We start from the raw sequence: 11,851 nt of genomic DNA on the forward strand, positions 1-11,851 counted from the left end.
AGGGCATTTCGTTCGAAGGCACAGCGCATCCACCGCACTGTTCTCGAACCCGCGGACCGTCCGGCCGGTTCAGTGTTCGGCAGCGGCTTGCCTGCGTCGGTATTCCGCGGCCCTGGCCTGGTAGTTCTTGTGTTCCTGCGCGTGGTCCGGGGGGAGGTGCGGTGCGTCGGGGGATGTGGTGGCGAAGAACCGGGTGAGGGCGGTGTTCGAGCTCACGGCGAGCTCGCCGGATCGCGGGAACATCGCTGTCTCGTAGCGGATGATCGCCTTGTCGAGACTGTCCTCCTCGTAAATGGCGTGCGCGAGTTCCGCGCCGTCGAGTAGTGCGAGGTTGGTGCCGTGGCCGCCGAAGGGCGCCATCAGGTGGGCGGCATCGCCGATCAGGGTGACACCGGGGACGTGGTCCCATGTCAGCGGGGCAGGCAGGGCCCAGAAGCTGCGCGGTATGTAATCGCTGTCGTTGTCGGTGATCAGCGGGCGCATGAGCGGGGACCATCCGCTGAACTCCCGCAGCAGGTAGGCGCGGACGGCTCCGCGGTCGGTGAGGTCGACCCCCGCGGTGACGTCCCAGTCGAGCGGGGCGCGGAAAGCCACGTAGCCGCGGACCACGCCGTTGCTGTTGCGTTGAACGATCACCGCGCGGCCGTCGCCGTCGACGGAGAACATGTGGCCGTCACCGACGATCGCGGCGATCTCGGGATTGCGGGTGTCCACGTCGTCGAAGCGCGCATCGAGAAAACAGACGCCCAGGTACTGCGGTGTCGCGTCGGTGAGCAGTTGCCGGACCCGCGACCACGCGCCGTCGGCGCCGATGAGCAGGTCGACGTCCGCGCTGGCGTTGTCGGCGAACTCCAGCCGGTGCGCCCCGCCGCCGAGCGGGATGGTGTTGACGAGTTTGTGCCCCCAGCGGACCGTGCCGGGCCGTAGGCGCTCGTAGAGCATGGCCCGCAGTTGGCCGCGGTCGATCTCGGGAGCCGCCTCGTCGCCTTCGGCGGGGATGAATTCGGCCAGGACGGTGCCGTGCTGGTCTCGGCGGCTTTTGGCCTGACCCTCGACACGGGCCGATGCCCGGAACGCGTCCATCAGCCCGGCGTCCTCCAAGGCGATCTGGCCGGCGTCGGCGTGCAGGTCGAGCGTCCCTCCCGGATCGCGCGAGTCCACGGCGGCGTCCGCGTCGTAGACGACCGGTTCGATGCCGTGCCCCTGCAGGATACGAGCGCATATCAAGCCGGCGGGACCGCCGCCGACGATGGCGATACGAGGTGTGCTCATGAGGTGAATCCCTTTCACGCACTGTGGCGATGTGGTCGGCGAGAGTGCCGCCTCGGCTCAGATTAGATGAAACGATTCGAAAAGTAAAACGGTTCAATCTTTGGATCGAATCTACCATTGTGATAGATTCAGAGCGTGACCGAGATCGGACGTCGAGAGCGCAAGAAGGCCGCCAACCGCCAAGCCCTGGCCGAGGCGGCGCTGCGGCTGTTCCTGGAGCGCGGCTACGACGCGGTCGGCGTCCGGGAGATCGCCGAGGCCGCCGACGTCTCGGTGGCCACGCTGTTCAAACACTTCCCCGGCGGCAAGGAGGCGCTGGTCTTCGATCAGGACGCCGGGCGCGAGGCAGCGCTGGTCGCCGCCGTCCGCGAACGCCCCACCGGCCAGTCCATCCCCCAGGCACTCCGCGAGCTCCTGCGCGACGAACCCTCCCGCCAGGTTCGCGAAGACCCGCGCTTCGCCGAGTTCCGCCGCCTGATCGACACCACGCCCGCATTGCGCGAATACGCCCGCCGCATGTGGCTACGCCACGAAAACACTTTGGCCACAGCGATCGCCACCGACAGCGGACTACCCGAGAACGACCCCGCCTGCCAGGCCTTGGCCCACTTCACCCTCGAGGCCGTCACCCTCGTCTACGGACGAGACGACGCCGAATCCGCACTCGACCGGATCTTCACCCTCCTCGACACCGGATGGACCGCCACAACGACCACGCCCCTCGGCGAGACCTGACCACCGAACATCGTGAAGTACCTTCTCCGAACAAATCCCACGCCACCGCGCATGAGGGCATCTCGATCGACCAGTAGGCTGGTTGAAGGTTCCGGTGATTGCCGAACCGCTCGAGGCCTCTCTGCGGTCCTGTTTGTCGAATCGTGATGCCACCCGAATCTCTCGGAGGCGAATGTGGTGCCGACCGCAAGCGACACGGACGACCAAGACACCGCGGACGACGGGGTGTGGGACGAGGACGAGTCCCCGACCCTGCGTCGGGCTCGAAAGGAAGCGGAGGTCACCGCCGGTGGGGACTCGATACGGGCGTATCTGAAGCAGATCGGGCGAGTCCCCCTGCTCTCCGCGGCCGAAGAGGTCGATCTGGCGATCCGGATCGAGGTCGGACTGTATGCGGCGGAGAAGCTGCGGGTCGAGCCCGAGGTGTCATCGGGTCTCGACGCGGCACAATGCCGAGATCTGACCTCGATCGTGCTGGAGGGCGCCCGAGCGAAGGATCATCTGCTCGAGGCGAATCTGCGCTTGGTGGTGTCGATCGCCAAGCGGTACAGCGGGCGGGGTATGGCCTTTCTCGACCTGATCCAGGAGGGCAATCTGGGCCTGCTGCGGGCGGTCGAAAAGTTCGACTACACCAGGGGATTCAAGTTCTCGACCTATGCCACGTGGTGGATCCGTCAGGCAATTTCTCGCGCGATGGCCGACCAGGCCCGCACGATACGCATCCCCGTGCACATGGTGGAGATCGTCAACAGACTCGGACGCGTGCAGCGCGATCTGTTTCAGCAGCTGGGCCGTGAGGCCACCGCGGTCGAGGTGGCCGGGGAATTGGGTATCACCCCGGCGAGAGTTATGGAGATTCGGCAGATCGCGCGGGAGCCGATCTCGTTGGATCAGCCGATCGGTGACGAGGGCGCCAGCCAGATCGGCGACTTCATCGAGGACTCAGAGGCCGTCGTCGCGATCGAGGCGGTGGCCTTCACCCTGCTGCAGGAGCAACTACAGGCGGTGCTCGAGACGCTCAGCGAGCGCGAAGCCGGTGTCATGCGCCTGCGCTACGGCCTGGGTGATGGGCAGCCTCGAACCCTCGACGACATCGGGAAGGTCTACGGCGTCACCCGGGAGCGGATCCGGCAGATCGAGTCGAAAACGATGTCGAAACTACGTCACCCGTCCCGCTCACAATTACTGCAGGACTACCTCGAGTAGTCGACCGCGGCGAGGATGTACCGACTTGCCCTCAGAGTTTCGTTCAGGCCATCCTCGGCGCGGGTCAAGGCAGGTTATCCGCGCTTCTTGACCTTGTTCTCGAAGCCTACGATTCCGGATTGCGGATCAGCCGATCCAGCCTTCTTCTCCGCTCGTTTCTCCTTCAGGGATTTGCCCTGACCCTTGGACATCTTGCTACGCGGAGATTTGTCGGACAACTGGTTGGTCCTTTGTTCGGAAGGTCTCGACGACCTCGTTGCCTCGACCCTACGCCACCACAGCTCGTCCCGGTCCCGAGCGTGTTTTCGACGATGGCACCGTGGGTTCGATCACGCCGAGCCGTCCCAGGTAGGGGCCGGATACGCCCGCTCAGCGCACCCGCGCAGCGCCTCAGAGGCGGTCGGGCTCGAGCCGATCGACCGACCAAACCCTTGTCGGGTCGGTCAATTGTGCTGCGGAATACACCATTTCGGGCAACAATTATCGCCGGAGTGCGGCGGGTCAGTCCGGCAGTTGGCCCCTTCGGGGAAATCTGTGGCCACGCTGCGAACGGAAATCGAAGCCGCCGACGCCTCCGGAGAACCAGCGCTCGCCCTGCGCCGCAGCATCGGCCGGACGCGCGACATGTGGCGCGACCACGGCAGTGTCATGCGTGCCCCAGCCGACCACGCCCCCTCGCATGCGACCCGGCGAAACCGATGGGGCCGGGCCCGAAACCGTCACCGGAGGGGGCTGATCTACTCGGGCTCGAGGATTCGGTGGAGAGTGTTATCCGACCGTGCCTTCGATGTGCGCCTTCAGTAGTTCCAGGCCGGGCTGGACGCGTGCGGAGTCTTCGACCGGGTGCGGGCCAGGGGGCTCGGTGTCGGGGATCAGCCGCTGGAAAAGCCTGCAGAACAGGGTCGTTTCGTTGCCGAGGTCGAAGGTGGTGAAGGTGGCGATCGCGTGCATCGCGGGCGCCGGGGTGCCGTCGTCGAGTATGTCGCGCCCGACCACGGTCCACAGTTTGCCGGGCACGCGGGCTACCACGGTGTATTCCTTCGGCTTCTCGTTCAGTTCCGGAAAGATGTACTCGAGCAGCACATCCCCGAGTTCGGCCGGGACGCCCTCGGTGCCGCGCCGCACCTCGGTGCCCGACGCGAAAGGCAGCCATTTCGGCAGGTTCGACCAAGTGGTCACCCAGTCGTAGACGACCTGGGCCGGACGTTCGACGAGGATGCGGTTCTCGACGAACCGGATGTTCAGATTGTCCGGGATCTGGGGTACATACAGGTCAGACATATTCTCTCCCTTGGTGTTCGGGTGCTATCCGGCGTGATGCGCGCCGGTCATCAGTGCGGCGAGGTCTTCGGGGTGCAGGAACGACGGCGGAGGTGGCGGGCCCCAGCTGAACAGGCCCTGGGCGCCTTCGAAGACTTCCGGGGTCCAGAGTTGGTCGTCGATGATCGAGTCCATGTCGGAGTAGTACTCGGAGAAGTTGCCCGCGGGATCTTTGAGATACCAGAAGAAGTTCGAGCCCGCGTGGTGACGTCCGAGTCCCCAGATGTGTCGTTCCGGATGACCCTCGAGCATGGCGGTGGCGCCGCGGCCGACATCGTCGATGTCGTCGAGCTGCCACGAGGTGTGGTGCAGGAAGTTGACCGGCGCGTTGAGTATCAGCACGTTGTGGTGATCGGTGGAACAGCGCAGGAACGCGCCTTCGTCCTTGATCTCGTCGGAAACCTTGAAACCCAGTCCGTCGGTGAAGAAGCGGCGGGTGGCCGCGTAGTCGACCGAGCCCAGAACCGCGTGGCCGAGTTTGCGTGGCCGTATCGGATCGTCGCGCAGCACACCGGGGGCGCGCGTGCCGCGGCGTTCGATGCGTCCCGGCCCGTTGTACGGGGTCACCGGCGCGGCGGGCTGCGTGATGCGATCCGAAATGCGCACCACAGCACGGAAATTGGCGATCGGTTCCGTGGTGGCGACCGAGTCGGTGGTGCGTTCCACGGGCAGGCCGAACGCGCGCAGGCGGGCGGCGACCGCATCGAGGTCGCCGGGATCGTCTGCGCCGATGACGATTTCGGCCAGCCGACGCGATGGGGCTCGGAGGAGTCGGAGCTGGTCACCTCCGTCGCGGGTGGACAGCCAGCCGTCGGGTCGGGGTGTGAGGCCGAATTCGGTGTAGTAGTCGCGTGTCGCGGCCGGGTCGGGAACTCCGATCGTGACCGAGGCCAGTCGGTGCAATGCCATTGTCTCTCCAGGGAATTCGGGGCGCTTACTTCCCGGCCACGACCAGGTGACGCATCTCGCCGATGCCGCGCACATAACTCACCAGTTCATCGCCGGGGGCGAGGTACCGTTGCGGGGTCCGGCCGAACCCGACCCCGGCGGGGGTACCGGTGAAGATCACATCGCCGGGCAGCAGTGGCGTGATCGCCGAGAGCCGCGCGATCAGCTCGGGCACCGGGAAGACCATGTCGGAGGTCCGGCCCTGCTGCATCTGCTCACCGTTGATCAGGCAGCCCAGTGCCAGATCGTCGGGGTTGTCGAACTCGTCGGGGGTGACCAGCACCGGCCCGATCGGCCCGAAACCCGGGTAGGACTTGCCCATGCTGAACTGGGGCGCCGGGCCCACCCGCTGCCGGATTCGCTCCGAAACGTCCTGCCCCACAGACACTCCCGCGACGTGACGCCACGCATCCGCGGCGGCGACGTGGTGCGCCCGGCGGCCGAGCACCACCACCAGTTCGACCTCCCAGTCCACCTTGCCCGGCACCAGCGTGATCGTCCCGTACGGATCGGCCAGCGAGGTGGCGAACTTGGTGAACACCGCGGGCTCCTCGGGCGCCGCCAATCCCGACTCCGCGGCGTGCTCGGCGTAGTTGAGTCCGATGGCGAACAGCTGCCGCGGATGCGGTGCCGGATTACCGAATTCCGTTGCCGGAACCTCCGATAGCGGTATGCCCTCCGCGGTGACGGTCGTGCAGAACTCGAGCAGTTCGTCCCAGCGTTCGTAGGCGTCCTGGATATTCGGGCCGAACCATCCGCCGCTGGCGCGGGCCAGGTCGACGACGGTGTCGGACGCGGTGATCAATGACAAACGGTTCGAGATGGTAGCGAAACGCATTGTGCTGACTCCTGATTGATGGGGATGGTCACCGCTGCGACGCGAGGTCGCCGTGGGTGGCCGCGGATCGGTAGTCGGTATAGGTGTAGGGGTTGTCGAGAACCTTGGTCTCGGGGATTTCCGGATTCATACCCTCGCGCCAGGCCTGCTCGCCGATTTCGGCGCGCAGGTGGTCGACCGTCGCCTGCACCGCACGCCGGGCCTCGGCCAGGTCGACGCCGACCAGGCGGTGGTCGCGCTTGACGATCCGGCCGTCGACCAGGACCGTGTCGACATCGGCGCGCCGCGCCTGCAGGACCACGTGTGCGTGCGGGTTCAGCAGCGGCGTCATCGCCGGCGACTCGTCGTTGCGTGGTGAGGACGGTCCCACCGCGAAGCACGGACGGACGGTGAAGGGTGCGCGAGTGCATGACGACTCCTCGAATCACAGTGCTCGGCAGGGGCTTCCGGCTCTCCAGGGCCGAGTTGCCTACAGTTTCGAAAGTAGACGCAAACTTTCGAAAGTTCAATGGGTATTCGTAAACTGCTAGACTGTGGGTATGGCGAAGACCGGCGGGACCACCCGCACCGACGGCATCCACCAGGCGTTGCGCGCCGACATTCTCGGCGGTCGGCTGGTTCCCGGCGAACGACTCAAGTTCCCGGACCTCGCCGATCGCTACCAGGTGAGCGTCGGCGCCACGCGCGAGGTGCTGACCCGGTTGGTCGCCGAGGGACTGGTGGTGGCGAAACCGCATCAGGGCTACCAGGTCCGGCCGCTGTCCCATCAGGATCTGGCCGAGCTGACGCAGGCGCGGGCGGAGATCGAATCCCTGGTCCTGCGCCTGTCCGTACTGGAGGGCGATATGCGCTGGGAGGCCGATGCCGTTGCGGCACACCACCTTCTGGAACGCGCGACGTACCGGGACCCGGCGGACCCGGGCCGCCTGACCGACGAATGGTCCCAGGCCCACGCCGCTTTTCACCACGCGCTACTGGCAGGCTGCCCCAACCAGCGGCTGCTCGACACGGCACGATCGCTGCGCCAGGAGGCCGAGCTGTATCGGCAGTGGTCGGTGTCCCTGGGTGACGAACCCGACCGCGACGTCGCCGCCGAACACCGAGCGCTGCTCGATGCCGTCCTCGCCCGCGACGCCGACCACGCTCAGCAACTACTGCGCGACCACATCGCGCGCACCACCCGACTACTGATCAACGGCACACCCACCGACACAGCCGGGACGGATGAATGAAAGACGGTCGCGCTCAGGGCATCTGCCCGGTCGTCAGGGTCGCCGCGCGGTCCCGCCAGACATAGAGCGCGGTGGCCGCGGTGCCCAGGCACAGCGCGAGGGCGCTCAAACCGAGCGACCAGTGCACGCCGATGGCCGCCCCGATCAATCCGACGGTGAAGCCGCTACCGGCGCGCAGGCCGCTGGAGGAAACGCCGTAGAGCCCGATCACCCGACCCCGGTCGGCGGCCGGGGCGAGCAGTTGCACGAGGGTCTGTCCGATCGACATCGACGCCAGGTTCGCCACGCCGCTGACCACCAGCATCACGACCGCGAACGGATAGTTGGCGGTGGCGGCGAAACACAGGCTCGTCAGTCCGTAGATCGCGGTGCTGACGACGGCGGCCGTGACCGTCGGTTTGATCCGTCCGGTGGCCTCGAGCAGGACACCGCCGACGACTCCGCCGACCCCGTTGGCGAACAGCAGCACACCGTAGGTCAGTCCGGCATCGCCCGCGCCGAGGTCGTGCGCGAAGATCGGCATGGACGACTGCATCGATGCACCGACGAAGAACGAGCCGAGCCCGGCGAGCACGATCATGCTGACCATCGTGCGATTCGACCGGACCTCGCGGAACACCCGCACCGAATCGAGCACGCCGACCCGCGGCCGCGGCACATGGCCGTCGCGCGTGTGACCGGTGAACTTGGTCCGGAACAGGAACAGCGTAAGCGGCAGGTAGAACACGATATTGGCGAATATGCCCGCGGTCGGGCCGAGTCCGAGCAGCAGCGCCGAGCCGACCACCGGGCCGAACAGGATGCCGAGGCTGCGGAAGGTGGCATTGAGCCGGACCGCGCTGGGCAACTCGTCGCGCCCGACGAAGTCGTGCAGCATCAACTGCTCCCCCGGGCCCCACAGTGATCCGGCGCAGCCGTGCAGCACGAGCAGCACGCACGCCTGCCATACCTGAAGTGATCCGGTGAGGAACAGCACGCCCCAGGCCGCGGAGACGGCCATGAACAGGACCTGCGCCGCCTGGATGAGCCGACGGCAGTCGTAGCGATCGGCGAGCGATCCGAAGTAGACGGAGAACAGCAGGAACGGCACCCAGTGGCTGATCACCTCGAACCCGGCCAGCGCCGGCGAGTGGAACTTCTGCCAGAGCACCCAATAGGTGATGACGTGCTCGATATTGTCGGCCATCATCGCCAGCGCGGCGCCGAACAGGTACGGCCGGCAGTCGCGGTTGCGCAGGGCCGCGAACTTGCGGACCGGGGCGGGACCGGAGGTTTCGGAATCGGATTCGAGGACGTGGGTGGCGACCCCGCAGGCGTTGCACATGGTTGTGTTTTCTCTTCAGGGGACCGGAATCCACCGGTCGGGCAGCGGAATCCGCGCGACAGCCGTCTGCATGCCGTCCGCCACGGGGTGGTCGATCGAGTCGAAACCGTCGGCCATTCCGCTACAGTAGACGCAACGTTGCGTTGCGGCCAGCCGAGTACGCCACGCTCCCGCCCGGAGGAGAACGCCAATGACAGGCGACACCGGCCGCACCGCCCACCGCGGAAATCGGTACCAGCGCAGCGAGAAAGCCCGGCGCGCGGTACTCCACGCGATCGACGACCTACTGGTCGAACGCGGATTCGCCGGGCTGACGATCGAAGGTATCGCCGCCAGGGCCGGCGTCGCCAAGCAGACCATCTACCGCTGGTGGCCGTCCAAGACCGAGATCCTGCTGGACGCCTTCACCGACGACGCCGCACAGCACCTCACCCCGCCCGATAGCGGCGACCTCGGCGAAGACCTGCGAATCCACCTGCACAACCTCGCCGAATTCCTGACGACGTCGGACGCCGGAGCCGTCTTCCGGGCCCTCATCGGACAGGCGCAGCACGATCCGGAGGTCGCGACCAAGCTACGCACGGACCATCTCGGCCACCAGCGTGATCGCGAGCGCCTGCCCCTGCAGCGCGCTCTCGCCCGCGGCGAGCTGCCGCCCGAGACCGACATCGACTTCCTGGTCGATCAGTTGGTCGGCCCGATCTACTACCGCGCGTTGGTGACCGGTGAGCCCGTCTCGAAGGAGTTCACCGACCGGCTCGTGGCCCGAGTGCTGCGTTGACCACAGTCTCCGCATCAAGGCATGCGGCAGACACCACCCAGGATCACCACCTTGGTGGCGGGCGCTTCGCTGTCGAGCCAATGCTGAACAGGCACCAGACCGGGGGCGAGGAATTCGAATCCGTCGAAATAGCTTGCCATCTCGGCTCTGGAACGGAAGGCGCCCTGGGCCGAGCTACCGGCGGTGTGCACCTTCGACTGCGAGATGAAAGCGTGGTCGCTTTCGTCGGATACGTGCGTGAAGACCAGATAACTTCCCGACACCATCACACTGCGGAGTCGTGCGATGATCTCGGCGGGATGTTCGTCGTCCATGACGAAGTGCAGGACGCCGACGAGCAGGATCGCGACCGGCTGATCGAAATCGATCAGCGCCTGTTCCCGCAGCCGGTCGATGATGTCGTCGGGATCGCGGACGTCTGCCAGCATCGAGGTCACACCGGGCGCACCGGACAGATACGCGTTGGCGTACGCGTACACGACCGGGTCGTAGTCGATGGACACCACCCGCGCCGACGGATCGATCTTCTGGGCCACCTCGTGCACATTGGGCGAGTTCGGGATCCCCGCACCGAGATCGATGAACTGGCGCACACCCGCATCGGCAGCCAGCGCAACGGCTTGCAGCAGGAACTGGCGGCTGTACCGGGCCAAGGCCCGGTTGTCCGGCGCGATCGTCAACATCTCCTCGGCGAACGCCCGATCCACCGCGTAGTTGTCCCCACCGCCCAGTACATAGTCATAGACCCGAGCGGCATTCGGCTTGGACGCATCGACACCCGTCAACACCCGGCTGGGTTCCGACACCACATCCTCCTCGATAGGCTCGCCCATCGAAGCAAGGTATCGGTACAGCTCAGCCCTGCAAACGGCCGACCGGACGGTACTGTCACGCACCGGATTTCAACCCTGCCTCTCGCCCTACAAGACTGCCAGATCAACACGATGCGATCGAGCCCCGCCCCCGGCGTAACCCATCCGATGACGCACCGCGCCCCGGCTGTGAAGCTCAGCGCGCGTCCAGTCCGCCACCTGCCAGCACGGCCGCGAGGCCCTCTCGCAGATCCTTCACGAAGTAATCCGGGACCTCGAGGGACGGGAAGTGTCCCCCAGCCTCCGGGGCCCGCCAGCGCACGATCTGCCGGAAACGCTCCTGCGCCCAGGGCCGCGGGCATTTCTCGATGTCGCGGGGGTACACCGTGATCGCCGCTGGAACATCGACTCGGAGATCAGGATCGAGGGAGTTGTGGCTCTCGTAGTAGATGCGGGCGGCCGATGCGCCGGATCTGGTGAGCCAATACAGGGTGACGTCGTCGAGGATGCGGTCTCTGGAAATGCGTTCGAAGGGGGTGTTTTCGGTGTCCGACCATTCGGCGAATTTGTCGAGGATCCAGGCGAGGAGGCCGACTGGGGAGTCGACGAGTGAGTAGCCGATGGTTTGGGGGCGGGTCGCTTGCTGTTTCGCGTAGGCCGCTCGGTGGCGCCAGAAGTTGTGGGTTTGTTCCGTCCAGGTGCGTTCGGTCGCGGTCAGGCCGTCTGTTGTCAGGCCGGGCGGGGCCTGTGGGGTGGTGGTGTGGATGCCGAGAACCTGTTCGGGGAATCTGCCGCCCAGGACCGTGGTGATCACGCCTCCCCAGTCGCCGCCCTGGGCGACGAATGCGCGGTAGCCCAGGCGGTCCATCAATTCCACCCACGCGGCCGCGATCTTTTCGGTTCCCCAGCCGGTGGTGGCGGGTTTGCCGCTGTAGCCGAAACCGGGTAGCGAGGGGGCAACGACGTGGAACGCCGGTGCGTCCGCGTCCTTCGGATCCGCCAATTCGTCTATGACATCGACGAACTCGGCGATACTGCCCGGCCAACCGTGCGTCAGGATCAGCGGAGTGGCATCCGCGCGGGCCGATCGGCGATGCAGGAAATGGATGCCGAGATCGTCGATGGTCGTGCGGAACTGGCCGATTCGATCGAGGCGCTCCTCGAAGGACCGCCAGTTGTATTCGGTGCGCCAGTAATTCACGACGTCGACGAGGTCGGCGAGTGGAACGCCCTGTTCCCATCGACCGGGGACCGTCTCGGCCTCCGGCAGCCGCGCCGCGGCCAATCGCGCGCGCAGATCGTCGAGATCGGCATCGGTCGCGTGGGCTTCGAATGCTTGCACGTCGGACATGAGACCTCCTGCTCATCGCGAAGCCGGTTCAT

The 11,851-nt window shown here is 66.2% G+C and carries 11 protein-coding genes and 1 pseudogene; 4 read left to right on the top strand and 8 right to left on the bottom strand.

Going from position 1 to position 11,851, the window contains the following annotated elements; all coding sequences use genetic code 11:
* Positions 1-69: 69 nt before the first annotated feature.
* Entirely contained in the window at positions 70-1,272 is a 1,203-nt protein-coding gene (locus NP4_RS18200) for an FAD-dependent oxidoreductase (RefSeq protein WP_067999232.1), read from the bottom strand.
* 135 nt (positions 1,273-1,407) lie between these two features.
* Between NP4_RS18200 and NP4_RS18205 the strand changes: the two genes are divergently transcribed.
* Both NP4_RS18205 and rpoD read left to right on the top strand, forming a co-directional pair.
* The gene (locus NP4_RS18205) at positions 1,408-2,007 is read left to right on the top strand and encodes a TetR/AcrR family transcriptional regulator (RefSeq protein ID WP_067999233.1); all 600 of its coding nucleotides are present in this window, start codon (positions 1,408-1,410) and stop codon (positions 2,005-2,007) included.
* A 195-nt stretch (positions 2,008-2,202) separates the two neighbouring features.
* Positions 2,203-3,213 (top strand): annotated as a pseudogene (gene rpoD / locus NP4_RS18210) (RNA polymerase sigma factor RpoD); the annotation flags it as partial.
* Between the two features lie 768 nt (positions 3,214-3,981).
* Here rpoD and NP4_RS18215 read toward each other — a convergent pair.
* From NP4_RS18215 to NP4_RS18230, 4 genes are all read right to left on the bottom strand, one after another.
* A complete protein-coding gene (locus NP4_RS18215; protein WP_067999235.1) occupies positions 3,982-4,494 on the bottom strand; it encodes an SRPBCC family protein in 513 nt (170 codons plus the stop codon).
* A gap of 24 nt (positions 4,495-4,518) precedes the next feature.
* Entirely contained in the window at positions 4,519-5,442 is a 924-nt protein-coding gene (locus NP4_RS18220; protein ID WP_067999237.1) for a VOC family protein, read from the bottom strand.
* Between the two features lie 25 nt (positions 5,443-5,467).
* Positions 5,468-6,286: a fumarylacetoacetate hydrolase family protein gene (locus tag NP4_RS18225; RefSeq protein WP_373863842.1), complete on the bottom strand. Its 819-nt coding sequence runs from the start codon at positions 6,284-6,286 to the stop codon at positions 5,468-5,470.
* 61 nt (positions 6,287-6,347) lie between these two features.
* Entirely contained in the window at positions 6,348-6,650 is a 303-nt protein-coding gene (locus NP4_RS18230; protein ID WP_067999241.1) for a hypothetical protein, read from the bottom strand.
* Between the two features lie 208 nt (positions 6,651-6,858).
* On the opposite strand from NP4_RS18230, the gene NP4_RS18235 reads away from it, so the two are divergent.
* The gene (locus NP4_RS18235) at positions 6,859-7,551 is read left to right on the top strand and encodes a GntR family transcriptional regulator (protein WP_067999243.1); all 693 of its coding nucleotides are present in this window, start codon (positions 6,859-6,861) and stop codon (positions 7,549-7,551) included.
* A gap of 13 nt (positions 7,552-7,564) precedes the next feature.
* On the opposite strand, the gene NP4_RS18240 is transcribed toward NP4_RS18235, so the two are convergent.
* Positions 7,565-8,875 carry an MFS transporter gene (locus NP4_RS18240; protein WP_067999245.1) on the bottom strand — a complete coding sequence of 437 codons (1,311 nt, stop codon included), beginning with the start codon at positions 8,873-8,875 and terminating at the stop codon, positions 7,565-7,567.
* Between the two features lie 190 nt (positions 8,876-9,065).
* On the opposite strand from NP4_RS18240, the gene NP4_RS18245 reads away from it, so the two are divergent.
* Positions 9,066-9,656 (top strand): TetR/AcrR family transcriptional regulator, encoded by a 591-nt coding sequence (locus NP4_RS18245; protein ID WP_067999248.1) that lies wholly within the window; start codon positions 9,066-9,068, stop codon positions 9,654-9,656.
* A 14-nt stretch (positions 9,657-9,670) separates the two neighbouring features.
* Here NP4_RS18245 and NP4_RS18250 read toward each other — a convergent pair whose 3' ends face one another.
* The gene (locus tag NP4_RS18250) at positions 9,671-10,489 is read right to left on the bottom strand and encodes an SAM-dependent methyltransferase (protein WP_067999249.1); all 819 of its coding nucleotides are present in this window, start codon (positions 10,487-10,489) and stop codon (positions 9,671-9,673) included.
* Positions 10,490-10,664: 175 nt separating this feature from the next.
* On the bottom strand, positions 10,665-11,819 hold the full coding sequence (locus NP4_RS18255) for an epoxide hydrolase family protein (RefSeq protein WP_067999251.1): 1,155 nt from the start codon (positions 11,817-11,819) through the stop codon (positions 10,665-10,667).
* Positions 11,820-11,851 lie beyond the last annotated feature (32 nt).

Source organism: Nocardia pseudobrasiliensis NBRC 108224, assembly GCF_001613105.1.
GTDB classification, from domain to species: Bacteria; Actinomycetota; Actinomycetes; order Mycobacteriales; family Mycobacteriaceae; genus Nocardia; species Nocardia pseudobrasiliensis.